23 protein-coding genes are annotated in these 25,871 nt (G+C 58.1%); 7 read left to right on the forward strand and 16 right to left on the reverse strand.

The annotated features are described in order from the left end of the window. Positions 1 to 27: 27 nt before the first annotated feature. From ACR0JA_RS03145 to iscR, 8 genes are all read right to left on the reverse strand, one after another. Positions 28 to 1,248 carry a cysteine desulfurase gene (locus ACR0JA_RS03145; RefSeq protein ID WP_480569850.1) on the reverse strand — a complete coding sequence of 407 codons (1,221 nt, stop codon included), beginning with the start codon at positions 1,246 to 1,248 and terminating at the stop codon, positions 28 to 30. Then, on the reverse strand, positions 1,241 to 1,834 hold the full coding sequence (locus ACR0JA_RS03150) for a YIP1 family protein (protein WP_480569852.1): 594 nt from the start codon (positions 1,832 to 1,834) through the stop codon (positions 1,241 to 1,243). The genes ACR0JA_RS03145 and ACR0JA_RS03150 overlap by 8 nt, the downstream gene beginning before the upstream one ends. Next, a complete protein-coding gene (locus ACR0JA_RS03155) occupies positions 1,831 to 2,316 on the reverse strand; it encodes a YIP1 family protein (protein WP_480569855.1) in 486 nt (161 codons plus the stop codon). Before ACR0JA_RS03155 ends, ACR0JA_RS03150 begins: the two co-directional genes overlap by 4 nt. After that, positions 2,316 to 3,596 carry a Fe-S cluster assembly protein SufD gene (sufD, locus tag ACR0JA_RS03160; protein WP_480569857.1) on the reverse strand — a complete coding sequence of 427 codons (1,281 nt, stop codon included), beginning with the start codon at positions 3,594 to 3,596 and terminating at the stop codon, positions 2,316 to 2,318. Before sufD ends, ACR0JA_RS03155 begins: the two co-directional genes overlap by 1 nt. Then, a complete protein-coding gene (sufC, locus tag ACR0JA_RS03165) occupies positions 3,596 to 4,351 on the reverse strand; it encodes a Fe-S cluster assembly ATPase SufC (protein ID WP_480569860.1) in 756 nt (251 codons plus the stop codon). Before sufC ends, sufD begins: the two co-directional genes overlap by 1 nt. Positions 4,352 to 4,419: 68 nt before the next feature. Continuing rightward, positions 4,420 to 5,940 (reverse strand): Fe-S cluster assembly protein SufB, encoded by a 1,521-nt coding sequence (sufB, locus tag ACR0JA_RS03170; RefSeq protein ID WP_480569862.1) that lies wholly within the window; start codon positions 5,938 to 5,940, stop codon positions 4,420 to 4,422. 18 nt (positions 5,941 to 5,958) lie between these two features. Beyond that, on the reverse strand, positions 5,959 to 7,002 hold the full coding sequence (locus ACR0JA_RS03175; RefSeq protein WP_480569865.1) for a cysteine desulfurase family protein: 1,044 nt from the start codon (positions 7,000 to 7,002) through the stop codon (positions 5,959 to 5,961). 60 nt (positions 7,003 to 7,062) lie between these two features. Then, positions 7,063 to 7,521 carry a Fe-S cluster assembly transcriptional regulator IscR gene (gene iscR, locus ACR0JA_RS03180; protein WP_480569868.1) on the reverse strand — a complete coding sequence of 153 codons (459 nt, stop codon included), beginning with the start codon at positions 7,519 to 7,521 and terminating at the stop codon, positions 7,063 to 7,065. 178 nt (positions 7,522 to 7,699) lie between these two features. On the opposite strand from iscR, the gene ACR0JA_RS03185 reads away from it, so the two are divergent. Continuing rightward, positions 7,700 to 8,353: an alpha/beta hydrolase gene (locus tag ACR0JA_RS03185; RefSeq protein WP_480569871.1), complete on the forward strand. Its 654-nt coding sequence runs from the start codon at positions 7,700 to 7,702 to the stop codon at positions 8,351 to 8,353. Continuing rightward, positions 8,353 to 8,598, forward strand: a complete 246-nt coding sequence (locus ACR0JA_RS03190) for a hypothetical protein (protein WP_480569874.1) — start codon at positions 8,353 to 8,355, stop codon at positions 8,596 to 8,598. The genes ACR0JA_RS03185 and ACR0JA_RS03190 overlap by 1 nt, the downstream gene beginning before the upstream one ends. A gap of 80 nt (positions 8,599 to 8,678) precedes the next feature. Here ACR0JA_RS03190 and ACR0JA_RS03195 read toward each other — a convergent pair whose 3' ends face one another. Continuing rightward, positions 8,679 to 8,810: a hypothetical protein gene (locus ACR0JA_RS03195; RefSeq protein WP_480569877.1), complete on the reverse strand. Its 132-nt coding sequence runs from the start codon at positions 8,808 to 8,810 to the stop codon at positions 8,679 to 8,681. 187 nt (positions 8,811 to 8,997) lie between these two features. Between ACR0JA_RS03195 and ACR0JA_RS03200 the strand changes: the two genes are divergently transcribed. The 3 genes from ACR0JA_RS03200 to ACR0JA_RS03210 all read left to right on the forward strand — a co-directional run bounded on the left by ACR0JA_RS03200 (position 8,998) and on the right by ACR0JA_RS03210 (position 12,324). After that, positions 8,998 to 9,333 (forward strand): DMT family transporter, encoded by a 336-nt coding sequence (locus tag ACR0JA_RS03200; protein ID WP_480569880.1) that lies wholly within the window; start codon positions 8,998 to 9,000, stop codon positions 9,331 to 9,333. A gap of 77 nt (positions 9,334 to 9,410) precedes the next feature. Next, positions 9,411 to 11,228 (forward strand): translational GTPase TypA, encoded by a 1,818-nt coding sequence (gene typA / locus ACR0JA_RS03205; protein ID WP_480569883.1) that lies wholly within the window; start codon positions 9,411 to 9,413, stop codon positions 11,226 to 11,228. A 286-nt stretch (positions 11,229 to 11,514) separates the two neighbouring features. Next, positions 11,515 to 12,324, forward strand: a complete 810-nt coding sequence (locus ACR0JA_RS03210) for a hypothetical protein (protein WP_480569886.1) — start codon at positions 11,515 to 11,517, stop codon at positions 12,322 to 12,324. A gap of 108 nt (positions 12,325 to 12,432) precedes the next feature. Here ACR0JA_RS03210 and ACR0JA_RS03215 read toward each other — a convergent pair whose 3' ends face one another. The 4 genes from ACR0JA_RS03215 to recA all read right to left on the reverse strand — a co-directional run bounded on the left by ACR0JA_RS03215 (position 12,433) and on the right by recA (position 17,609). After that, complete coding sequence (locus ACR0JA_RS03215; RefSeq protein WP_480569889.1) at positions 12,433 to 13,056, reverse strand: transglutaminase-like cysteine peptidase; 624 nt, start codon at positions 13,054 to 13,056, stop codon at positions 12,433 to 12,435. 347 nt (positions 13,057 to 13,403) lie between these two features. Beyond that, complete coding sequence (locus ACR0JA_RS03220) at positions 13,404 to 13,691, reverse strand: DUF1330 domain-containing protein (RefSeq protein WP_480569892.1); 288 nt, start codon at positions 13,689 to 13,691, stop codon at positions 13,404 to 13,406. A 1-nt stretch (position 13,692) separates the two neighbouring features. Then, a complete protein-coding gene (gene alaS, locus ACR0JA_RS03225) occupies positions 13,693 to 16,365 on the reverse strand; it encodes an alanine--tRNA ligase (protein WP_480569895.1) in 2,673 nt (890 codons plus the stop codon). A 179-nt stretch (positions 16,366 to 16,544) separates the two neighbouring features. Then, a complete protein-coding gene (gene recA, locus ACR0JA_RS03230; protein ID WP_480569898.1) occupies positions 16,545 to 17,609 on the reverse strand; it encodes a recombinase RecA in 1,065 nt (354 codons plus the stop codon). Positions 17,610 to 17,800: 191 nt separating this feature from the next. Between recA and ACR0JA_RS03235 the strand changes: the two genes are divergently transcribed. Further along, positions 17,801 to 18,394 carry a gamma-glutamyl kinase gene (locus ACR0JA_RS03235; RefSeq protein ID WP_480569901.1) on the forward strand — a complete coding sequence of 198 codons (594 nt, stop codon included), beginning with the start codon at positions 17,801 to 17,803 and terminating at the stop codon, positions 18,392 to 18,394. Positions 18,395 to 18,398: 4 nt separating this feature from the next. Here ACR0JA_RS03235 and ACR0JA_RS03240 read toward each other — a convergent pair whose 3' ends face one another. The 3 genes from ACR0JA_RS03240 to guaB form a co-directional block, all read right to left on the reverse strand. Then, positions 18,399 to 20,690 (reverse strand): hybrid sensor histidine kinase/response regulator, encoded by a 2,292-nt coding sequence (locus ACR0JA_RS03240; protein ID WP_480569903.1) that lies wholly within the window; start codon positions 20,688 to 20,690, stop codon positions 18,399 to 18,401. 100 nt (positions 20,691 to 20,790) lie between these two features. Further along, complete coding sequence (locus ACR0JA_RS03245; RefSeq protein ID WP_480569906.1) at positions 20,791 to 21,957, reverse strand: RsmB/NOP family class I SAM-dependent RNA methyltransferase; 1,167 nt, start codon at positions 21,955 to 21,957, stop codon at positions 20,791 to 20,793. A 63-nt stretch (positions 21,958 to 22,020) separates the two neighbouring features. Continuing rightward, positions 22,021 to 23,469 (reverse strand): IMP dehydrogenase, encoded by a 1,449-nt coding sequence (guaB, locus tag ACR0JA_RS03250; RefSeq protein ID WP_480569909.1) that lies wholly within the window; start codon positions 23,467 to 23,469, stop codon positions 22,021 to 22,023. A gap of 217 nt (positions 23,470 to 23,686) precedes the next feature. Between guaB and ACR0JA_RS03255 the strand changes: the two genes are divergently transcribed. Continuing rightward, positions 23,687 to 25,732, forward strand: a complete 2,046-nt coding sequence (locus ACR0JA_RS03255) for an ASKHA domain-containing protein (protein ID WP_480569911.1) — start codon at positions 23,687 to 23,689, stop codon at positions 25,730 to 25,732. Positions 25,733 to 25,871: the final 139 nt, after the last annotated feature.

Below are 25,871 nucleotides of genomic sequence, written 5' to 3' on the forward strand. Positions count from 1 at the left end.
GCTGTAATCAGTTGGTTTCCGACCGGTTCACGCGAACAGGTCGTGTGCCAGTTCCAACGCATCGATCAACGTGTCGACCTCGTCCCTCGTGTTGTACAAACCAAAGCTGGCGCGGCAGGTAGCGGTCACGCCAAGGTGGTCCATCAAAGGCCCGGCACAGTGGTGGCCAGCACGCACGGCAACACCTTTCTTGTCCAGAATGGTCGAGACGTCATGAGCGTGCCCTGCCCCATCCAGAGTAAAGCTGAATATCGCTGCTTTGGTTGCAGTCGTGCCCTGCACCTGAAGCCAGTTCAGACCGGCAAACCGCTGCATGGCATAGTCGCGCAATCCCGCTTCATGCGACGCGATCGCGTCCATTCCCAGTTCCATCATGTAATCCAGCGCAACGCCCAGACCGATCGTCTGAACAATACCGGGCGTTCCGGCCTCGAACTTCATCGGCGGGTCGTTGTAGATGACCTGTTCTTTCGAGACCTCTTTGATCATGTCGCCGCCACCGATAAAGGGGCGCATTTCGGCCATGCGGTCAGATTTGATGTAAATCGCGCCCGACCCTGACGGACCATACAGCTTGTGGCCCGTGATGGCATAGAAGTCGCAGCCAATATCCGGCACGTCGACCGGCATGTGAACCGCACCTTGGCTGCCGTCGACCAAAACCGGCACCCCCTTTGCATGCGCCCCTTCCGTGATGGTTTTGACATCGACAACGGTGCCCAGAACGTTCGAGCAATGGGTGACAGCAACCAGCTTGGTGCGCGGGCCGATGGCGTCGATCACGGCCTGCGGGTCCAGATGACCGGTCGCATCGACATCCACCCATTTCAGCACGACACCTTGCCGTTCGCGCAGGAAATGCCAGGGCACGATATTGGCGTGATGCTCCATGACGCTCAGAACAATCTCGTCCCCTGCTTCCAGTCGCGGCATCGCCCAGCCATAGGCGACCAGATTGATCCCTTCGGTGGTGCCAGAGTTCAGGACGATCTCATCCTCATTGGGCGCGCCCAAAAAGCGGGCGACTGTTCCGCGAACGGCCTCGTACTTCTCCGTGGCGAGGTTGGACAGATAATGCAGCCCGCGGTGTACATTGGAGTATTCATGCGCGTAAGCCTGTGTCACTGCATCGATCACAGCCTTCGGCTTTTGCGCCGAGGCGCCATTGTCCAGATATGTCAATGGCTTGCCATTCACCTCTCGGGACAGGATCGGGAAATCTGCACGGATTTTCTGAACATCATACATTGGCGGGAATTCCCAGCATCGGCCCACCGACAAGAGACAGCAGGACAGTGACAACAACGGCGATGGCCAGCGCCGACAGCACAATCACACCCAACGCCTTTAACGGAGAACCAAAGCGATGAGCCTGATCGATGAAATGAACGGTGATGTAGAGGCCCAGCAAGAACACCGCAACAGCCACAATGGTAAGCAACCCGGGCATGACGATCAGCACGACGATATTGGCTGCCTGCACCAAGACGCGCAGGAACTGCAACCACACCATGACGATCATAATGTCATCGAATGACGCGGTTCCGCCCAGCTTGCGACCGACCTGATAGAAGGCCGCGATGCTCAGGATCAGACTGCCGCCGACAACAACAAAAAAGACCACCAAAGAGTTGCCAATTCCTTGCAGATCCGGGTCCTGGATTGGGGCCAGAACGTTGGACAGAACGTGCATCAGCGCATTCAGAACAACGGCCAAAGCCAATCCCAGCCACAAGGTTTCGCGGCCCGGTTTCAACGCCAGCAGCTGACGCGCTGCCAGGGCGGGGTTTGTCACTGTCGTAACCATCAGGGAACGCAGGTTAATCTCAGTCATGCGGTGCGCCCTTCTGCTCGGATCAACCCTGACATCCAAAACCACAAAAAGACGATGAACCACAAGAGGCCCGTAGCGGTTTGTGTCGGTCCCGGCCCGATAAACCCTGCCACCAGCCCGTTCAACAGGATTAAAGGGGCCGAGGCCAACAAGGCCCAGAACAGCGACAGGCGCGCACCGAACCAGTCCCCCTTACCGCCAAGCGCGCGGGCAATCAGATGCGTCAGGCCAGCAATAAGGTAAAGCACAAGCGGCATGCAGATCAGCCAAGCGAACAAGCCGCCTGCCAATAGTGCATTCAGTTCCTGTCCGGTTACGTAGGCTTCGCGAGACAGGCGCGGCGTGTCGGCGACAAACACGATGGCACAGCCGATCATGACGAAAGCCAGCGCGCGATCCTCGCGCTGGCCCATGTCAAGAAGCCGCCCGACAACACGGCCTGGGCCGCGATACGTGGCCACTATGTCCTGTGTGACAGGCATCAGCGGCGGCGTGCCAGCCAATCTTGCAGACGCGAGACGATCACACCGGCCAGTTCCTCATCCTCGATCTCTTCCACCGCTTCGGCCAGAAACGCCAGCGTCAGCATGTCGGTGGCATCATCGGTCGGAACGCCGCGCGAGCGCAGGTAAAACAACGCCGTTTCATCAATCGCGCCCGAGGTCGATCCGTGTGAACACGCGACATCGTCGGCATAGATCTCAAGCTCGGGTTTGGCGAGAAACTGGCTGTCATCGTCCAGCAACAGCGACTGGCTGATCTGATAACCATCCGTCTTCTGTGCGCCTTCCTTGACCAGGATCTTGCCCTGAAACACGCCCGTTGCACCGTTGCGCAGCACTTTCTTGAACACCTGACGGCTTTCGCAGTTTACCGCGTCATGCGTGACAAAGACCGTGTCATCGTGATGGAAATCCCCGTCGCCGACGCAAGCCCCGGCAACATGCGCAACTGCATCGTCACCGGTCAATTCAACGACCTGTTCGTTGCGCGTCAGAACACCGTTCACCGTCAGCGTGAAGGATTTGTAGACAGATTCCTGCCCCATCCGAGTGAACATGTGCGTGGCCGCCCGCCGCTGATGGTCGCGGCCTTGCGCCCGAATGTGATGCAAAGTGCCATGATCGGCGATATCGATCTCCATGCACTTGTTGAAGCGCGATGCAGCAGGACCGTTTTCAAGGATCGTCGCCTCAGCACCGCTTTCGACCCGCACGATATGATGCAGGATCGCATCCGAGGTCTCGGACGCGTGGCGATAAATAAGGCTGATCGGTTTCGACGGTTTTCCGGTCACATGGATCGCCACACCGTCAGACGCAAACGCGGTGTTCAGCGCGGCCAACGGACGCTGCACCGGGGTCTGACCTCGTGCCTCAAGAACGCCGTATAACTCTTTGGCCCAATGAATATCTTTGCAGCAGATGTCCTCAAGCCGGTCAATTGTGACACCTTCCAGCTTAAGATCATCCGATTGTTCAGGGCTGAACACGCCGTCGATGAACACGATCTTCAGACGATCGAATTCATGGAACATCATTGGCTCATCGGTCTGAAACAACGCGGCCGAGGGGGCCTCGGCCGAGACCAGCGTGTCAGGACGGGTGTATTTCCAATATTCATCCCGCCGCCCGGGCAGGCCCATTTCACGTACCCGGACCAGAGCGGCCTCGCGCGCTTTGCGCGTGCACCCGGCATCAGGCATGGTCAGCGCTGCCAACCTTTCCTCGGTCGCCGTCTGTTTTGCTTGGGGCAAAGCCATCAGTTCACCTCGGCCAGAATGTCGGCATAGCCATTGTGTTCGACCTCCAGCGCCAGCTCGGGACCACCGGATTTCACGATGCGGCCATCGGCCATGATGTGAACGACATCGGGTTTGATGTGATCCAGCAGACGCTGATAGTGCGTGATGACAAGGAAACTGCGGCCTTCGTCGCGCAGGGCGTTCACACCTTCCGAAACCAGCTTCATCGCATCAACATCGAGACCCGAGTCCGTCTCGTCGAGGATACACATTTTGGGTTCCAGCATGGCCATCTGCAGGATTTCATTGCGCTTTTTCTCGCCGCCCGAGAAACCAACGTTGACCGGGCGCTTGAGCATATCCGCGTCGATCTTCAGCGATTTGGCTTTGGCGCGGATGATCTTCAGAAAATCTGCCGCCGACAGTTCGTCCTGGCCGCGCGCCTTGCGTTGAGCGTTCACCGCGGTGCGCAGGAACGTCATGTTGCCAACGCCGGGGATTTCAACCGGATATTGGAATGCCAGAAACAGGCCCGCCGCAGCGCGCTCTTCCGGTTCCAGTTCCAATAGGTCCTCGTCATCCAAAGTCGCCGAGCCATTGGTCACTTCGTAGCCATCGCGGCCCGACAACACATAGCTGAGCGTCGATTTCCCCGACCCGTTCGGCCCCATGATCGCATGCACTTTTCCAGCCTCGACCGTCAGGTCCACGCCCTTGAGAATTTCCTTCTCTTCTTCCTCAAGTTTGACGTGCAGGTTTTTGATTTCCAGCATTTTTTGTCCTTCTGCGTATCGCACGGGACCACCCGGCCCCCAATTTTCATATTCAGGAGAGTGCAGGCTTATCCCACCGAACCTTCAAGGCTGATTGCCACCAATTGCTGCGCTTCCATCGCGAATTCCATTGGTAGTGCTTGCAGGACGTCCTTGCAGAACCCATTGACGACCAGCGCCACGGCTTCTTCCTCGTCCATGCCGCGCTGACGGCAGTAGAACAGCTGATCGTCGTCCACCTTGGACGTCGTCGCCTCGTGCTCCACGCGTGAGGAGTTGTTGCGGACCTCGATGTAAGGCACTGTATGTGCGCCACATTTGTCACCAATCAGCAAACTGTCGCACTGCGTATAGTTGCGCGAATCCTTGGCTTTGGGGTGCATCGACACCAACCCGCGATAGGTGTTCTGCGCCTTGCCCGCACTGATGCCCTTGGACACGATGCGCGATTTGGTGTTCTTGCCCAAATGCACCATCTTGGTGCCGGTGTCGGCCTGCTGATAGTTGTTGGCAATCGCGATCGAATAGAACTCACCCTGACTGTCATCGCCACGCAAAATGCAGGACGGGTATTTCCAGGTCACTGCAGAACCGGTCTCAACCTGCGTCCACATCACTTTGGACCGGTCGCCCCGGCAATCGGCACGCTTGGTCACGAAGTTGTAGATACCGCCTTTGCCGTTCTCGTCCCCGGGGAACCAGTTCTGGACAGTGGAATACTTCACCTCGGCGTCTTCCTCGATGATGATCTCGACGACGGCGGCATGCAGCTGCGCGGTATCGCGCTGCGGAGCGGTGCAGCCTTCCAGATAAGACACGTAAGAGCCCTTGTCGGCGATGATCAGCGTGCGTTCGAACTGTCCGGTGTTCTCCGCGTTGATGCGGAAATAGGTGCTCAGTTCCATCGGGCAACGCACGCCCGGCGGGACATAGACGAAAGATCCGTCCGAAAAGACAGCCGAGTTCAGCGTGGCGTAGAAGTTATCCGAGACCGGAACAACGGTACCAAGATACTTCTTCACCAGTTCAGGATGTTCGCGGATCGCCTCGGAAATCGAGCAGAAGATGACACCGGCCTTCTTCAGCTCTTCCTGAAACGTTGTGCCAACCGAAACCGAGTCGAAAACGGCATCCACCGCAACCTTGCGACCTTCCGCAGGAGCGTCCTCAGCGCCTTCAACGCCAGCTAGAATCATCTGTTCTTTCAGCGGGATACCCAGCTTTTCGTATGTGGCCAGTAGTTTGGGATCGACCTCGTCCAACGACTTCGGTTTCTCCTCCATCGATTTCGGACGGGCATAGTAATACTGATCCTGAAAATCGATCTTGGGATAGCTGACCATAGCCCAGTTGGGCTCTTCCATCTTGGTCCAGCGCTCGAACGCGGCCAGACGCCATTCGGTCATCCATTCGGGCTCATCATTCTTGTCCGAGATCAGACGGACGATATCCGGGTTCACGCCTTTGGGCGCGTATTCCATCTCGATATCGGTTTCCCAGCCATATTTGTAGGTTCCGACCTCGCGCACCGCGTCAACGGTTTCCTGATCGACACCTTCTTTTACCTGGGTCTGGTCCAAAGCGGCCATAAGACACCCTCCGTCAGATCACGCGGCACGCGCGCGATGCTTTTTCTGTTTTTCAAGCCACGTTTCGGCGAAACGCAGCACATCTTCTTCCGTCGTCTCCGGGCCAAGCGATACGCGGATCGCGCTGGCTGCGGTCACTTCGTCGTAGCCCATTGCGCTCAGCACGGCGCTGGCTCGCACCTTGCCACTGGAGCAGGCCGAGCCCGCGCTGATCGCGAAACCTGCCAAATCCATCTGCATGACCTGTGTTTCGCCTTTCCAGCCCGGAGTCGCAAAGCACAGCGTATTGGGTAGGCGTTCCCGCCCTTTCCCGACAAAAATAGTCGCTTCCGATCCAGCCTCAAGTGCCTTTTCTAGAATATTTCTAAGTTCCGCAACCTTTTCCCAAACACCATTGGCAAGATCTGCTGCCGCCGCTTGAGCAGCGGCTCCGAACCCTGCGATTCCAATGACATTTTCCGTTCCGGACCGGCGGCCCATCTCTTGACCACCGCCTTTGATCTGCGCGGCCAGATCGGTGCCACGTTTCATCACCACTGCCCCAATGCCTTTAGGACCGCCCAGCTTATGAGCCGAGACCAGAGCGATTTGCGCACCCAGCCAGTTGAACGCCACCGGAAGCTTTCCAAACGCTTGTGTGGCATCCGTGACCGCCAAACCCGAGGGCAGTTCCTGTACGACGCCGGTTTCAGAATTGGCAAGCTGCAAGACCGCGTTTGAAGGGTCTGAAATTGCGACCAAACCATCAGCAGAAACCGGCAAAACCTCGTTTGTCCAAGCTCTTACGGCGTCATGCTCGATCGCTGCACCTTGCAAGTCGCGCCCGCTCAGCACCAGGGCAGCCCCTTCGGTCGCGCCCGATGTAAAAACCACATCGGCACCGTCTGCGCCGAATGCACTCGCTACTTGCGCTCGTGCCTTTTCGATCAACGCCTTGGCCGCGCGCCCTTCGGCGTGCACCGAAGATGGGTTGCCGCACACATCCATTGCCGCAAGCATAGCTGCCCTGACCTCGGGCCGCAGCGGCGTGGTGGCGTTATGATCAAGATAAACACGTTTCATGGATTCATCTTTTTAGGCAAGTCAGCAAATGCGGTGTTGGTCCCATGGTTTTCCATCACCTCAGTCGTCCACCACGGCAAACAGGTTGGGGACCGCAGGGCAAGGTGCCAGATCGTTGCGGATCACGTCCGACAGGCGGGTTTGATGCAGGAACACATAGACATGTGCGCTGAGCCCTTCCCACAGACGATTCGTAAGGGATTGCGCACGGCTGCCCGACGATCCGCCCGAGGCACCTGCCCCTTTGTGCATGGCGTCCACAGTTTCGTCGACCGCCGACAAGACCTCGACCACGCGAATGTCCGATGCCGCACGCGCCAGACGATACCCGCCACCCGGGCCACGCACCGAAGCGACCAGATCGGCACGCCGCAGTTTGACAAACAACTGTTCCAGGTAAGGAAGAGAAATGTCCTGCCGCTCGGAAATCTCGCCCAGTGTGACCAGCTTATCCGCTGGCTGCAAAGCGATATCTGCCAGAGCAACCATTGCATAACGGCCTTTGGTCGACAGCTTCATCTTCTATCCCCACGGCAAGATTGGCGCGAAAACATTGACGCCGCCGCAGCCAGTGCGTATCTCCCACTGACAGCGCCATCGCGCAATGTGATTGCAATTAGAACCGTTCTAAAGTGCCCGAGGATAACCGTCAAGTATATCCGGGTGCCGACGAGAAAAAGACAGGACCAAAGCCCATATGCCCGAGGTGATTTTTCCCGGACCCGAAGGCCGCCTGGAAGGCCGCTACCACCCCCAAAAGGAAAAAGACGCACCGATCGCCATCGTTCTGCATCCGCACCCTCAGTTCGGCGGGACCATGAACAACAAGGTGGTCTATAACCTGCACTATGCGTTCTACAACATGGGTTTCACCGTGTTGCGGTTCAACTTTCGCGGCGTTGGTCGCAGCCAGGGCGAATACGATCAGGGCGTAGGTGAGCTGAGCGATGCAGCCTCGGCGCTGGATTACCTGCAATCGATGAACAACAACTCCAAGCACTGCTGGGTCGCCGGTTTCTCATTCGGCGCGTGGATCGGCATGCAGCTGTTGATGCGGCGCCCCGAGATCACCGGGTTCATCAGCGTTTCGCCTCCGGCCAACATGTACGACTTTTCGTTTCTGGCGCCCTGCCCGTCTTCGGGCCTGATCATCAACGGGAGCGCCGACCGCGTCGCGCCGCCTGCAGACACCACTGCTCTGGTCGGCAAGCTGCACGAACAAAAAGGCATAACCATCACCCATAACGAGGTCGAGGGCGCGGATCACTTCTTCCAGGAACGGCACATGGACACCTTGATGACCGATGTGACCGATTATGTGAAACGCCGCCTGACCGAGACCACACGCTGATGTCCGATACCATTACCACCCTGGCGTCCAAGCTTGCCGAAGACACGATGAAGGTAATGGACGAAACCGGCGAGGATCGTTTCTTTGTCGAGGTTGGCGAAGTTCTTGGTGCAGCCTCCCAATCTCTGGAAGAGGCATTTCTGACCGAAATTCGTGTGCGCATGGCAGAGCGCAAGGCACGGCTATTCGTTGTCGAACGCCTCAGCCGGCACAGGTCAAAGGTCAAGGCGATCGAAAAGAAATAGTCGCCCGCCAACATTGAAGTCAGGCACAAAAAAAAGGAGCTGTGCAGCTCCTTTTTTTGTGGTTTCGGCCGGGCTGGCGTTTAAGCCGGAATACCCAATAGCCGCTCGACACTCTGGGCTGCATCCATGTCGACGGACCCCCCGTCTGCAAGCCACCCCAACGCCGCGATCAGAACCGAAACCACAATGACGGTCTTCGCAAATGTCGTCATTTTAAATAACTCATAAATCAGAAAACAATTAACACGAGACCCTGTTACACGCATTCTGGGACTTCGAATAGTCGGGTTTACCTGACCTTTGCCGAAACAACGTACTCTGGCCGCGGCCCGAATTTCCTTGCCCGACCGCTGATTTGGGTGTTCAAGCGACACGTAAGTTTGCGTCAGGAATCCCGCCGTGCCCAAGACATATCTGATCCTACTGCTTGCCGTGGCAGCAGAAACCATCGGGACCACAGCCTTGCAAGCCAGCCAGCAATTTACCCGGTTCTGGCCGTCAGTCCTTGTTCTGGTCGGTTACGGGCTGGCGTTCTATCTGCTGGCATTGACTCTCAAGGTGATGCCGGTTGGCATTGTCTATGCCATCTGGTCAGGTTTGGGGATCGCATTGATAGCGCTGATCGGGTATCTGGTTTTTGGTCAGCGTCTCGACTGGCCCGCGATCATAGGTCTGGCGATGATCTTGGGCGGAATTCTGGTTATCCATCTGTTTTCCGCAACAGCGGGCCACTGAACGCGCGATAGGGCTGGTATCTTTGGCCATGCCGCGTTATGCGCCGGGCCAACTTCCCGTTCAAAGGCTGACCTCTCATGGACCTGCGCAACATCGCAATCATCGCTCACGTGGACCACGGTAAAACGACTCTGGTAGATGAGCTGCTCAAACAATCCGGCGCATTCCGGGAAAACCAGGCCGTGGCCGAGCGTGCCATGGACAGCAACGATCTGGAGCGCGAGCGCGGCATCACCATTCTGGCAAAGGCCACCAGCGTCGAATGGAAGGGCACGCGCATCAATATCGTCGACACCCCCGGCCACGCCGATTTCGGTGGTGAGGTCGAGCGGATCCTCAGCATGGTTGACGGCGTCGTCCTGCTGGTGGACGCGGCCGAAGGTCCGATGCCGCAAACCAAGTTCGTGACCTCCAAGGCTTTGGCGCTTGGGCTGCGTCCGATCGTAGTGCTGAACAAAGTCGACAAACCTGATGCCGAACCCGACCGGGCGTTGGACGAGTGTTTCGACCTGTTTGCAAATTTGGGCGCCGATGACGACCAATTGGATTTTCCAGCCATGTACGCCTCGGGTCGTTCGGGCTGGGCGGATATGGAGTTGGACGGACCACGCAAAGACCTGACCGCCCTGTTCGATCTGGTGGTCGACCACGTACCCGCCCCGCAGCAGGCCGAGCGCAAGGACGAACCCTTCCGTATGCTGGCCACCACGTTGGGCAGCGACCCGTTCATTGGCCGCATTCTGACCGGCCGCGTGGAAAGCGGAACGCTAAAAGCGGGCGATAGCCTCAAGGCGCTCAGCCGCGATGGGACATTGATCGAGAATTTTCGCGCCTCGAAGATTCTGGCCTTCCGAGGTCTGGCACAACAGCCCATCGATGTGGCCGAAGCCGGTGACATCGTGACCATCGCAGGTATGAGCAAGGCCACTGTTGCCGACTCTCTGGTCTCACCCCAGGTCGACGAAGCCCTACCGGCGCAACCGATCGACCCGCCGACCATCACAGTGACCTTCGGCATCAACGACTCGCCTCTGGCCGGTCGGGACGGCAAGAAAGTTCAATCGCGCGTCATCCGGGATCGTCTGATGAAAGAGGCCGAATCCAACGTCGCCATCCGCATCAGCGACACCCCCGGTGGCGAAGCCTTCGAGGTTGCCGGCCGTGGCGAATTGCAAATGGGCGTTCTGATCGAAAACATGCGTCGCGAGGGGTTCGAACTCAGCATCTCGCGCCCGCAGGTACTGTTCCGCGAGGAAGACGGGCAGCGTCTAGAGCCGATCGAAGAGGTCACCATCGACGTTGATGATGAATTCTCGGGCTCGGTGATCGAAAAGATCACCGGCGCGCGCAAGGGCGAGCTGGCCGAGATGCGCCCCGCCGGTGCAGGTAAGACGCGGATCATCGCGCATGTGCCCTCACGTGGGCTGATTGGCTATCATGGCGAGTTTCTGACCGACACGCGCGGCACCGGGGTTCTGAACCGCGTGTTCCATGGCTGGGCTGCGCATAAAGGCCCGATCCCGGGACGCCGAGCAGGCGTTCTGATCTCGATGGAAAAAGGCCAGGCCGTGGCCTATGCCCTGTGGAATCTGGAAGAGCGCGGCCGGATGTTTGTCGGCCCCCAGGCGGACGTCTATCAGGGCATGGTGATCGGTGAGCATTCGCGCGACAACGATCTAGAAGTGAACCCGTTGAAGGGTAAGAAGCTGACAAATGTTCGGGCAAGCGGCTCGGACGATGCAGTCCGCCTTACGCCACATGTCCAGTTTTCACTGGAAGAGGCAATCGCCTATATCGATGACGATGAACTGGTCGAGGTCACGCCGAATGCAGTTCGCTTGCGCAAACGTTATCTCGACCCCCATGAGCGTAAGCGTATGTCCCGCGCCGGATAATTTTGTTTCCAAGTCGCAAACAATGCCATGTTTGTGACATTTTTGCGCCCCTGCCGAAAATTCGCACTAATCCCAAACCCGGCCTCGCGCCGGGTTTAACTTTTGTTTTTGTTGCGAGTTCTACCTGAAGAAGAGTCAATTTACTGTCGATCACCTTTGGCCAATCTTGTAAATCCGGCCGCAGAAAGGTCTATTTATGTCCAAACTGTGACGTTGTTCACTGCCAACTAGAATCACAGGGTCTATAAACAGACCGAGTTAGTAAAGAGTATCAAGGAGCAGCGCTATGCGCATCAAGTCCAATATCTTATATGCAGCCTTTGTTTCCGCATCGTTGCCATTCATCAGCGCAACGTCCGCCAGTGCGATGTGCACCGTCGCGACAGCGAAACAATCCGTATCAGCCAACACGCTGTGCGCCTGTGATGTCGTCAGCTCTCGGATGCTGAAATACATCCAGCGTCGGGCGGATTTCGAGAGCATCCTGGAAAAGACGTTGATCGAGTGCCCCGGTTTTGCGGCGGTTCTGACCGACTTCCCAACCGCTTCGATCGGCCTGGCCGAACAGCGCTCTGGTGACGGATCGGCGGACGAAAGCACCGAACGCGAAGATCCTCCTGGAACAGATGATACACCAGAGGATAACCCGCCGAACGATAACCCGCCGAACGATAATCCGCCGCGGGACAACCCTCCCAAGGACAACCCTCCCAAGGATAACCCACCGAAGGACACTCCTCCGAAGGACACGCCTCCAAAAGACACACCTCCGAAGGACACGCCGCCGAAGGACACGCCGCCGAAAGACACACCTCCGAAAGGTGATTACCCATCGCCCAAGGATCTTCGTGAAGACGCCAAAGCTAAGGCCGCCGAAGCCAAGGTTGTCCGCGAACTGGCCAAGCAATACGCCGAGGACGCCAAACGGTTCAAGGAAGAGGGTTACATCGAAGGCGCACGCGAAAGAAGAAAGGCCGCCAAGGAACTGCGTGAAAAAGCACGCCGGCTCCGCGAAGAGGCCAAGGAACAGCGCGAAGCCGCGAAGGAAGCCAGAGAGAACAACAAAACGCGCAACGAAGACGACATGGGCCGGTAATCTAGACCGACTGAGTAGTCTTACTTGTGAGCAAAAACGAAACAGGGCGGCGCATTTGCGACCGCCCTTTTTCATTGGCGCATCTGGCCGATTGTTCTCTGGAAAAAATCAGCTGCGACCGTATACGCCTACCCAGTTCCGAGGCTGCTTGGGGTCTTGCATCCGAAGGAACAGGTAGCGGGTCGCATTCCAAGGTTTGATGCGATTCGTGAGGTTATCAAGAACAAGATCGCCCTGGCTGGAACGATAAACCAAAACGGCGTGTGGGTTCTTGCGATTGTCCAAAACCGTGGCCAGCAACAATTTGCGCGGATCGATACCGGCCTGAATCAAATCGCGTTTCTTCAAAAGGGCGAAGTCTTCGCAGTCGCCCCCCATCGAGGTTGGCAATGCCCAGAACTCTCGCGTTTTGTATTGCAACTGATCTGTGACTTCGCGTGTGGACCGATTGACCCTATTATTGATCTGTTTGACCAGTCGCAATTCCTGACTGCTGGACAGCGACACGGACGCCTTATGAGCGCAGGCCCAGGAATACTGGCGGCATAGCTGTGCTGCGCCCGAGGGCGGCGGCGAGGCGGAGACGCCAGCGATAAAGGCTGACCCGGTGGCTGACGCTGTAGAACCGAACAGAAGCGAACTGCCCAGCACGGCAGATGCCACGACGGTACGCCAGCGGAGTGATACAGCGCGCTTTGACAAAGCGTTCAGTGTGTTCGCAACGGTTTTCATGCCTGTCCCTCGATCCTGTGACATCCCAGAGATTGGCGTACTCAGGACCATAACCGGTTTTTGGAAACTATCCGTAAACCCGGGCCAATACGCAATCTCAGGTCAAAGTGATGGGGAAAAACGGCGGAATTTCGTCACTTTTGGTGGCCATTTCCGTGCAACAAAGTGGCAACGCAGAACACAATTGCCATTGCGTAAAGGGCAAAAGCGTGGCCTGCTAGAGGGTAACCATTTGTAAATAAACTGCTTTTTGAAACGCTCACTCAGTTCGCCCACGAACCAAGACTTGACCGGGGCGCCTCGTCATCCCAAGCGCCATGACCCTACGTAACGTGCGGAAGTGATTCTTATTCGGTGATTTCGACCACGACCAATTCCCGCTCGCTGGCACCCCGAGCGTGGTCCAAAGCCGCCTGATATTCTGCCGAGTTGTAGCACTCGACCGCCGCCTCGACAGATGGAAACCGCGCAACCACATTGCGCGGCCGTTCCTTGCCTTCAAGCTGAACATACCGCGCTGCGCGGGCGATAAACTTGCCGCCATGTGCGGCAATCGCCGGGCCGGCCAACTCGGCGTATTTTCCATATGCTTCGGCATCGGTCACCGAAACATGCGCGATCCAGAGTGCTGCCATCTTATCCTCCCAAAACCTGCTCTGCGGCTTTTATTGCGGCCTCAGCGTTCGAAGCATCCCGGCCACCGCCCTGCGCCATATCGGGTCGACCGCCGCCGCCCTTGCCACCCAGTTCTGAAACAGCGGCGCGGACCAGATCGACGGCCGAAACCTGGCCCGTCAGATCGTCGGTCACCCCTGCTGCAACAGCCGCCTTGCCACCTGTATCCGCGATCAAAAGCACCGCGCCCGAGCCGATGCGGCTTTTGTGTTCGTCGATCAGCGCAGGCAAGTCCTTGCCCGAAACGCCAGACAGCGCCTGAGCCAAAAAAGCGACGCCATTGACATCCCTTGCCTCGCCGCCGCCGCCCTGCCCGGCGCCTCCGGCCATCGCAAGGTCCCGACGTAGTTGCGCGACTTCGTTCTGGAGCGCTTTCCGCTCATCCAACAGGGATCTGACCCGGTCGACCACGGTTTCCGGCTGCGCCTTCAGCTCAGTGGCAACCTGCGCCAAGCGATGATCCTGCGCCGACAGATAGCGGAACGCTTCGTCGCCAGTCAGGGCTTCGATCCGGCGGACGCCAGCGCTGCTGGCGCTGTCGCCCAGAACAACAAAGGTCCCGATGTCGCCGGTTTGGCGGACGTGGGTTCCGCCACACAGTTCGATCGACCAGGTTTCACCATCCTGACCCTTGCCGGTCGGTGCCTTACCCATCGAAACAACGCGCACTTCGTCGCCGTATTTCTCGCCAAACAATGCCTGCGCACCCAGTTCGCGTGCATCATCGGGTGTCATGATGCGAGTCTCAACGCTCGAGTTCTGGCGGATGAAGTCGTTGACCTGACGTTCAACTGTCTGGATCTCGTCCGGTGTCAAACCTTTCGAATGACTGAAATCAAACCGAAGCCGGTCGGCAGCGTTCAACGATCCGCGCTGCGCGACGTGATCGCCCAACGTTTCACGCAGGGCTTCGTGCAACAGATGGGTTGCCGAGTGATTTGCGCGTATGGACGTTCGGCGGGCGTGATCTACTGCAAGCTCGACCGCATCGCCTTTGGACAATGTGCCCTGACTGACGATGACACGATGTGCATAGACTTTGCCCTCGGCAAACTTGCGCGTGTCATCGACCTGCGCGACGTCCTGCATATTCTCGAGGCGCCGGATTTCGCCGGTATCACCAACCTGACCACCCGCTTCGCCGTAGAACGGCGTCTGGTTCGTAACAGCCCAGCCGCTGCCCCCGGCGTCGATCTTGTCGACCAGAGCACCATCAACCACCAGCGCCAAAACCTGGCCCTCGGCCTTTTCGGTGTCATATCCCAGGAAATCGGTCGCACCGGCCGTATCCAGAACGTCAAACCAGACAGCCAAGTCTGCGGACTCGCCAGAACCCGCCCATGCGGCACGCGCCTTTGCCTTTTGCTCGGCCATTGCCGCGTCGAACCCGTCGGTATCCACGGTCCGGCCCTTCTCGCGCAGGGCATCCTGTGTCAGATCAAGGGGAAATCCGTATGTGTCATAGAGTTTGAATGCGGCATCGCCCGGCAGAGCTGCGCCGTCAGGCAGGTCCGAGACTTCGTCATCCAACAGCTTCAGGCCACGATCGAGTGTTTGCTTGAAGCGGGTCTCTTCCAACAGCAGAGTTTCTTCGATCAGGGCCTGCGCCTGACCCAATTCGGTGTACTGCGCGCCCATCAGTTGTACCAATGTGGGCACCAACCGATGCATGACCGGATCTTTCGCACCCAGCAGATGCGCGTGGCGCATGGCCCGGCGCATAATCCTCCGCAGCACATAGCCGCGACCGTCATTGGACGGCATCACCCCATCCGCAATCAGAAACGATGTCGAGCGCAAATGGTCGGCAATGACCCTATGATGGACATTCTGATCCCCATAGGGGTCGACACCAGTTGCGTCGGCCGACGCCTCGATCAACGTCTTAAACAGATCGGTGTCGTAATTGTCGTGGCTACCTTGCAGAAGCGCGCCGATCCGCTCCAGCCCCATGCCCGTGTCGATCGACTGCATGTCGAGTTCCACCATCGAGCCGTCTTCGAACTGTTCGTTTTGCATGAAAACGATGTTCCAGATCTCGATAAACCGATCCCCGTCCTCTTCGGCAGATCCCGGAGGGCCGCCCCAGATGTGATCACCATGATCATAGAAAATCTCGGTACAGGGACCGCAGGGGCCGGTCGGGCCCATCTGCCAAAAGTTGTCGTGGGTTGCGATGCGGATGATCCGGTCTTCGGGAACCCCGACCTTTTTCCAGATCTCGAACGCTTCGTCATCGGTGTGGTAGACGGTCGTCAGCAACCGGTTCTTATCGATGCCGAATTCCTTGGTGATCAATTCCCATGCAAACGGGATCGCCTCGGGCTTGAAGTAGTCACCGAACGAGAAATTTCCCAGCATTTCAAAGAAGGTATGATGACGCGCGGTGTAACCGACATTGTCCAGATCGTTGTGCTTGCCGCCTGCGCGTACGCATTTCTGAGCCGTCGTAGCGCGCTGATAGTCGCGCGTTTCGACACCGGTGAACAGGTTCTTGAACTGCACCATGCCCGAGTTGACGAACATCAATGTCGGGTCATTGCGCGGGACCAAAGGGCTGGACGCAACCACTTCGTGCCCCTGCTTGGCAAAGTAGTTCAGAAATGTCGATCGGATGTCGTTCAGCGTGGGCATAAGGCTCTCTCGGCGCGCAGTCGTTGTGGTCAGCAAAGGTTTAGCCGCACCCCCGGGGAGTGTCCACAGCATTGGCCGGTCTGAGACGAAACAAGGCGGTCCCAAGAGACCGCCCTGTTCCAGGTATTCTCAGCACCTTCGGGGTGCCGGGGGATTTCTGCTGTTCCCGTCAGCGTGCGTTAAGCTTCGAGGATGTCGTCCTCTTCCGCTTCGGGCGGCATTTCAAAGTCCAACCCATGGGCGGCGCGGATCTTATCCTCGATCTCCAGCGCGGCACGACTGTTGTCGCGCAGATATTGCTTGGCATTCTCACGACCTTGCCCGATCCGCTCGTCGCCATAGCTGAACCACGAGCCCGATTTCTCGACCACACCGGCCTTGACGCCCAGATCCAGCAGCTCACCCATTTTGGAAATGCCTTCGCCATACATGATGTCGAATTCCACCTGCTTGAACGGCGGCGCCACCTTGTTCTTGACCACCTTCACGCGGGTCTGGTTGCCAACAACCTCGTCCCGGTCCTTGATCGCACCGATGCGGCGGATGTCCAGACGGACCGAGCTGTAGAATTTAAGTGCATTACCACCGGTGGTGGTTTCGGGGCTGCCGAACATGACGCCGATCTTCATCCGAATCTGGTTGATGAAGATCACCATGCAGTTCGAGCGGCTGATTGATCCTGTCAGCTTGCGCATCGCCTGGCTCATCAGACGGGCCTGTACGCCCACATTGCTGTCGCCCATGTCGCCTTCAAGCTCGGATTTCGGCGTCAGTGCCGCAACCGAGTCGACCACGACCATATTCACCGCCCCCGAGCGAACCAGCGTATCGGTAATCTCAAGCGCCTGTTCGCCGGTATCGGGCTGCGAAATCAGCAACTCGTCCAGATCGACGCCAAGTTTACGGGCATATTGCGGATCCAGTGCATGTTCTGCGTCCACGAACGCACAGACACCGCCGCGCTTTTGCTGTTCAGCAATACAATGCAGCGTCAGCGTGGTCTTACCTGAGCTTTCAGGACCGTAGATCTCGACAATCCGCCCCATCGGCAAACCGCCGATTCCCAGCGCAATGTCCAGCCCCAGCGAACCGGTCGAGCTTGCATCGATGTCCTGCTTGGCATCCTCGCCCAGCTTCATGATCGAGCCTTTGCCGAACTGCCGTTCGATTTGTGCCAGCGCGCTGTCGAGCGCCTTTTGCTTGTCTGCGTTTTTCTTGTCGCTCATCGTCAGAAGATCCGCCATTGTCCTGTCGCCTTCCCTTTTGTCACACCCTTGAACGGGCGGCAATCGCTGCTTTGTTCGCCTCTTGTTCCTTATGGGACCAAAAAGAGAACATTTCAACAAAAACTTACAGAACTTACAGTTCTTCAATTGTGTTAAAGAGTCGTTTACGACAATCTGAATTCCAGAAATAGCCGCAGGTTCAGGACTAAATGCTTGTTTTTTATGAAGAGCGCCTTGCGTTTCTTTCGGTTCCCAAAACCGGCAGCACAGCGTATCAGGCCGCGCTTCGCGATCGTGCGGATCTGGTGATTGCCAACCCTCCCGAGTTGAAACACGCAACAGTTCGCCGCTTTGATCGGTTCTTTCAGAACATGTTCCGCAAGATGTTCAACACCGAGATGGAGATCATGGGTGTTGTGCGCGAACCGGTCGACTGGCTGGGTAGCTGGTACCGGTATCGCAGCCGCCCAGAACTGCTCGGCCATGCGAACGCAACACACGACCTGAGTTTTGACGACTTTGTTCTGGCCTATCTGTCATCGCCCCGCCCCGCTTTTGCGGATATCGGCAGTCAGGTCGAGTTTTTTCAGCCCCGCAGCAACGGCAAGGCGGCGACGTATCTATTTCGTTACGAAAACCAAGACCAGATACTCGCGTTCCTGCAGGACCGGCTGAACTGTTCGATCAGCCTTCCACGCCTGAACGTCTCGCCCGAACGTTCCCTGGATCTAAGCGATACTGTTCGTCAAAAATATCTGGCCGCGCACGCGGACGAGTTCGAATTGCATGAGGCGGCGAAATAGCACCTCAGCTGAGTTGTTGAAACACAGCCTCGGTCAATTGCGTCAGTGAGAACGGCTTTGGCAGAAACGCGGAGTTCGGGAACTGCGGCCCTGAATCTCCAAAAGCCCCTTCAGTGTAACCGGACATGAAAATCACCCTCACATCAGGGCGCGTCAGCAATGCCTTGCGCACCCAGGTCGGGCCATCCATGCCGGGCATGACAACATCTGTGACAAAGACGTCAACGGTCAGGTTTTCATCCTCAAGCAATCGCAATGCCTCTTCGGCTGAATCCGCTTCGAGGACCGTGTAACCCTTTAACCGCAGCGCCCTGGTGGCGAAGGCGCGAACAGGCGCTTCGTCTTCGACCAGCAGTACAACGCCCTCACCCTGACGCGGGCCCTGCTCGGGCGGCATCTCAGAAGGTTCGGGGGCCGGGGAATTGGACTGCGCACAGACCGGCAGGTAAACCGAAAATTCAGTTCCGTGGCCCTGAATACTGTCGACGAAAATGAACCCGCCGGTCTGTTTCACGATACCATAGACGGTGGACAGGCCCAGACCGGTCCCTTCGCCGGTCCGCTTTGTTGTATAGAACGGTTCGAACACCTTCTGCAGCTTGTCAGCAGCGATGCCGAGGCCGCTGTCGATCACTTTGACGGTCACATACTCTCCAGGCTGAACCGTCGCGCGATCGCGCGTGATCGGCTGATCCAGAACCAGAACTTCGGTCTCGATCCTGATTTCCCCACCCTCGGGCATCGCGTCACGGGCGTTGACGACAAGGTTCATCAAGACCTGTTCAAGCTGTCGTTTGTCGGCTCGTACAGGTTTCAGCACCGGATCGTGGCTGAGATTAAGCTGGACCTTTTCGCCAACGAGACGATTCAGAAGGTGGATCAGATCGGAAATCGTGTCGCGCAAATCAAGCACCTCGGGGCGCAGGTTTTGCTTGCGCGAGAAGGCCAGCAACTGACTGACAAGGGCAGCCGCGCGGTTGGCGTTCTGGTTGATCTGCACCAGATCCCCATAGTTAGGGTCGTTTTGGTCGTGTCGCAGCAGCAGCAGGTCGCAATGACCAGAAATTGCCGTCAGCAGATTGTTGAAATCATGCGCCACACCGCCCGCCAACTGCCCCACGGCCTGCATCTTTTGTCCCTGCACGAACTGAGCTTCCAACGTTTTCAACTCGGTCGCGTCGTTCAGAACTGCTACAAGCACGACTTGATCATCGCTGACAAGCCTCGAAAGGGTCACTTGTACAAAGACCTCCTGATCCTTGCGGGACAGACGCAGAAACTCTGACTGCGGCGGCAGGTTCTGTTCGGCCGTTTGCGCAAGCCAATCTTCGATCGGCTGACCAAGACCGTGCATAATATCTGCTATATCCGTTCTGCCGGACAGGTCCTCGCCCACCAGCCTTGCCGCCAAGGAATTCATTTCCAGAACTCGGCCCTTCGGGGAAAGGCACATGATCGGAACCGGCAGATCTTCGGTCGATCCACCGATATGCGAGCCCGCGCAGCCATCCAATGGCAAAATGACAAGATCACGTTCGGCGCCGCTGCGCTGCAACGTCGAAGCCACCGACGGGCGCGAGCCGTTGCGTGTATGCACGGGCACTATGCGACCTTCGCGGTGCACATCCTGCGATATCACGTCGGTCAGCTTCGCCGGACGCTGCCCCAACAACTGCTCGGCTGCGTCATTGATATCCAGAACGATATCGTTTCGACCCAAAGACAGCACCGGCACAGAAACCGATTTCCAACGGGGTTCGATCTCGGGACCGATGCGCCAGAAAAACAGATCGCCTTCAAGGGCGGTAACACTGAAGGGGATCACCCGGCCCCGGGTGACAACGTCGTCCCGCGCGCCACCCTGCCCCTGGGCCTGTGATTGCAAGCGTAGTAATATCGCAGGCGGGTTGGCAAAATGAGTTCGAAGGCAACGATCCAGCCGTGTGCCCTGCCCGGCGCGAAACCGCGTTCGGGCGTTCTCGTTTGATACAAAGATTTCACCCAAGGAATTGGCAACGAAGCAGGCGTCGGCTTCCTGTTCGGCAAGCGCGGACAAAGCTTGGTGTATCCGGCGTTCGGACAAACCGCTGATCACTGAGAACAGGCTGAAGACGACAAAAACTGCAAAAAAGCTTAGGCCCACCGCTAAGATCCCGGAATTCCAACCGGCAGGGACCATGTTGAAAACCGGCAGAAGGCACAGAAACGCCGCGACAACCGCAAGAACCGCAATACGTTGCCATCCAGTCCGCCCGGGGCGTGACGGTTCAAACGGAAATTCAAAAGTTTCAGACATAAATTGCTCGGATTAAGGTCTTTTTTGCCCAGTCATGAGCATTATTAGTTAACGACCTATTAACCTAACAAGAGTGTTTTTCTATTTTAGGTTGTGGCGCCTATTTTTCTTTCGCCAGATGAGCCGAATAAAACCCGTCAGTCCCCTGCGATACCAGCCATTGCTTACGCCACTTCGACCGCCAATCGGGGTTTTCGGACAGAAAAGCATCAACAATCGCGTCATTTTCGACGTTCAGCATTGAACATGTCGCGTATGCCAGAAGGCCGTTGGCAGTAACCAAAGGCGCAGCGTCGAGAAGAATCTGCAACTGGGTCCGCCCAAGGTCGGCCAATTTGTCGCGGGTCAACGCCCATTTCCCAGCGGGCGCGCGCCGCCATGATCCGCTGCCTGAACACGGAACATCTGTCAGAACCACGTCAAAAGCAGCAAGTGATGTCAGCCGATCTGTCGTGACAACTTCGATCCGAGCCCCGGCGCGTTCCGCCCGTGCGGGCAGGTCACGCATTCTGGCGGGGTTGGCGTCATGGGCAAAGACCTCAATATTCTCGGCCCGTGCTGCCAGAGCCAAAGCCTTGCCACCACCCCCTGAACAATAATCCAACACGCGCATGCCGGATCGCAGAGGCACCGCTGCCACAACCGCCTGACTTGCGGCGTCCTGCAGCTCTACGATGCCAGTGCGATATGCCTCACTTTGCGCCACCCGTCGCGCGCCTTCGGTGACTTCCAACGCCGTATCGCAGGCCGGATGTGCGTGCGCCTTAACCCCATCCTGTTCCAATGACCGAATGGCCTGCGCCCGATCCGCCTTGCTAAGGTTGACGCGTATATGAACCGGCGCGCGCGACCGCAGCGCGTTCGCTGCGGCTTGGGCTTCTGCGCCCAGCGAGGATTGGAATTCGGGCCAGAGCCAGTCGGGAATGTCCAGCTGCTCGGCTTCGGACCTAAATTCGCGCGGGGTTTCGTCGGCGCGCAGCACATTCGGTGCATGACGATCTCCGGTAAACAACTCGGCAGGATCAGCACCTGCCGAACGTTGCGCGCCGATCATCAGTCCGCGCCCGGTATCCGCCCCGCCCAAAGCCGCGAAGGAGAGGCGACACCGCAAGGCGTCGAACACATGATCCCGGATCGCCGCGCGGTCTTTGGACCCTGCAAACCGGCTGCGCCTTGCCCAACCGGTCAGAGCCTTCTCGACCGGCACGCCTGCCAAAATCTCGTCCAGAATGTCGATCGAAGCCTGAACGCGCGCGGCGGGTGTCATATTGCTATCCGGTCCCAAAGGGCGGTCCAATCAATCGACCGGACCCGCCTGTTTTTCGATCGATCACATGACCCGGTAGTTCGGGCTTTCTCGGGTGATCTGGACGTCATGCACGTGGCTTTCCTTCAGCCCGGCACCGGTGATTTTCACGAAGTTGCAGTTGCGGCGCATTTCGTCGACTGTAGCACATCCGGTATAGCCCATGGCTGCGCGTAGACCGCCAACCAGTTGGTGAATCACCGCGCTGGCCGAACCTTTGTAGGGCACCTGCCCTTCGATCCCTTCGGGCACCAGCTTGTCACTGGCTGCGTCCTTCTGGAAATATCGGTCTGCCGATCCGCGCGCCATCGCTCCAAGACTACCCATACCGCGATAAGATTTGAACGAACGGCCCTGATACAGGATCACCTCGCCCGGGCTTTCATCGGTGCCCGCGATCATCGATCCGACCATCGCACAAGACGCCCCTGCGGCAATCGCCTTGGCAAAATCGCCCGAGAATTTGATACCGCCATCCGCGATGACCGGAACGTCTCCGGCCGCTGCCGCACAATCCATGATCGCCGTCAATTGAGGCACCCCGACGCCCGCAACCATCCGCGTGGTGCAGATCGAGCCCGGCCCGATTCCGACCTTGATTGCGTCGGCACCGGCATCAACCAGCGCACGTGCTGCGTCACCGGTCGCCACGTTACCAGCGATGATCTGAACCTCGTTCGACAAAGATTTGACCCGCTTCACGGCGTCCAGCACGCCTTGCGAGTGGCCGTGTGCGGTATCGACGACGATGATGTCGACGCCGGAATCCACCAGTTGCTCGGACCGTTCAAAACCCGCATCCCCAACCGAAGTTGCCGCCGCCACGCGCAGGCGGCCAAGATGATCCTTGCAGGCGGTGGGGTTCAGAACGGCCTGCTCGGTGTCCTTCAGCGTCAGCAGGCCGGTCAGCTTGCCTTCACCATCGACGACCAGCAGCTTTTCGATCCGGCGCGCGCGCATCAGGCTTTTGGCCTCCTCCAGATCAGCGGGCTCCTGTAGCATCGCCAGATTGTCCGAAGTCATCATCGCCATGATCGGCGTATCGTCCGACGTGGCAAAGCGCATATCGCGGTTGGTCACGATGCCGACCACGCGACCGATGTCGTCAACCACCGGAAACCCAGTGAAATTGTAGCGCTCGACCAAGGCCTTCGCATCAGCCAGCGTCTGATTGGCGCGCAACGTAACCGGATTGTAAACGATGCCCGATTCGAACCGTTTGACGCGACGCACTTCGCGCGACTGCTCTTCTACCGAAAGATTCTTGTGTACGACGCCGATGCCACCGGCTTGCGCCATGGCGATGGCCATCCGGGCCTCGGTCACCGTGTCCATCGCCGAGCTGAGCAAGGGGATATTCATGCTGATGGCCCGCGTTACACGCGTGGTCGTATCCGCCGTTGCAGGCAGCACCGAAGATGCGCCTGGAACAAGAAGAACGTCGTCAAAGGTGAGTGCCTCACGAATCTGCATCTGACTACCCCATGCAAAAGCCCGTTTGGCGGTGACCCTATTGCATGGAATTGCCCCGAGGAAAAGCCCCAGCCGCCAAGTTGTTGTCCTCCGTGCGCGGATGCCGCGCCGGAAAACGACGCAAGCTGTGCAAATCGTGCCGCTGACAGCCCTTTCCCTTTCTGCGCAAAGCCATATCTTGCGCGCAACACGCGCGAACACAAAAAGGCAGGCCTCAATGACCACCGACCCTCTTGTCGTCTTTACCCCGTCCGGCAAACGCGGCCATTTTCCGGTCGGCACTCCGATACTGACCGCCGCCCGGCAGTTGGGCGTCGATCTGGATTCGGTTTGCGGTGGGCGCGGGATTTGCTCAAAGTGCCAGATCACGCCCAGCTATGGCGAGTTTCCCAAGCACGGCGTGACGGTGTCTGAGGACGCGCTGAGCGAATGGAACGCGGTTGAACAGCGCTATGACGACAAGCGCGGGCTGAAACCGGGTCGGCGTCTGGGCTGTCAGGCGTCGGTGCAGGGCGATGTGGTCATCGACGTCCCACCTGAAAGTCAGGTGCACCGGCAGGTCGTCCGCAAGGCCGCCGCTGCGCGCGCGATCACCATGGACCCGGCAACGCGTCTGTATTTCGTGGTCGTCGAAGAACCTGACATGCATTCGCCCACTGGCGATCTGGAACGGCTGGAACGCGCCTTGCGCGAACAGTGGAAGATTGACGCGATCACCGCCGATCTGTCCCTGATGTCCAAGCTGCAACCCGTCCTTCGCAAGGGCAAGTGGGAGGTTACGGTCGCCGTTCACAAAGGCCACAAGGATGAGGTTTCAAAGATCGTCGAGATTTGGCCCGGCCTGCATGAAGGCGGTCTCTATGGTTTGGCCATCGACCTCGGTTCAACCACCATCGCGGCCCACCTGACCGATCTTGAAACCGGTGAAGTCAAAGCGTCTTCGGGCCTGATGAACCCGCAGATCCGCTTTGGCGAAGACCTGATGAGTCGTGTCTCTTACGCAATGATGAACCCCGGCGGAGACGCCGAGATGACCAAAGCCGTGCGCGAGGCGATCAACGACCTGACAACCTCGATCGCGGATGAGGCCGGAATTGATGCCTCGCTGATCGTGGAAACCGTGTTTGTCTGCAATCCGGTGATGCATCACCTGCTGCTGGGTCTGGACCCGGTCGAGCTGGGGCAGGCTCCGTTTGCGCTGGCGACATCGGAAAGCATGTCCCTGCCCGCGCGCGACATGGACCTGACCACTATGAACCCACGTGCGCAGGTCTATATCCTGCCCTGTATCGCCGGTCATGTGGGGGCGGATTGCGCCGCGGTTGCCTTGTCCGAAGAGCCCGGCAAGTCAGACGATCTGGTTCTGATCGTCGATGTCGGCACCAATGCCGAGATCCTTTTGGGCAACACGCACCGAGTGCTTGCATGCTCGTCGCCTACTGGTCCGGCGTTTGAGGGCGCCCAGATCAGTTCGGGTCAACGCGCCGCGCCCGGTGCCATTGAACGAATTGAGATCGACCCGGTCACCAAAGAGCCCCGGTTCCGCATCATCGGGTCCGACAAATGGTCCAACGAAGAGGGTTTCGATCTGGACGTCGCGACAACCGGCATCACTGGCATCTGCGGTTCGGGCATCATCGAAGCGGTGGCGGAGATGCGCATCGCGGGATTGCTCGACGAAAGCGGCCTGATCGGATCGGCAGCCCAAACCGGCACCGAACGCTGCGTACCCGAAGGGCGCACCCATTCCTACCTGATCCACGATGCCAGCGCCGACGGCGGGCCCCGGATCACGGTGACGCAAGGCGACATCCGTGCCATCCAGCTGGCAAAATCCGCGCTCTACGCCGGTGCGCGCCTGCTGATGGACGAAATGGAAGTCGACAAGGTCGATCGCGTGGTTCTGGCTGGCGCGTTCGGCGCGCATATCTCGACCAAACACGCGATGGTTCTGGGAATGATTCCCGACGCGCCGCTCGACCGTGTTTCTAGCGCCGGGAACGCCGCAGGCACCGGGGCGCGGATCGCGCTGTGCAACATCGGATCGCGGGCCGAGATCGAACGCGTTGTGCGCGAGATCACCAAGGTTGAAACCGCCATCGAGCCAAAGTTTCAGGATCACTTCGTCGCCGCCAATGCGATTCCGCACAAGACAGACCCGTTCCCGGAACTCGGTCAGGTCGTCACGCTGCCTGCGCCGTCGTTCAACACCGGTGGCGGAGACGAGGAAAATTCAGGTCGCCGTCGTCGCCGGCGATCGTAATGACAGACTGAGAAAACCTAAGCGGTTGTCTTGCAATGATCGTCCTGAACTGATTGGATCGGTTCAGGGCCTCATTCCGACTATTGTCGTGAATCCCTGTATCAGTGCCAGTGGGCAAACCGGCAAAGGCTGCCGCTTT

This window comes from Ruegeria sp. AM4 (assembly GCF_056540665.1).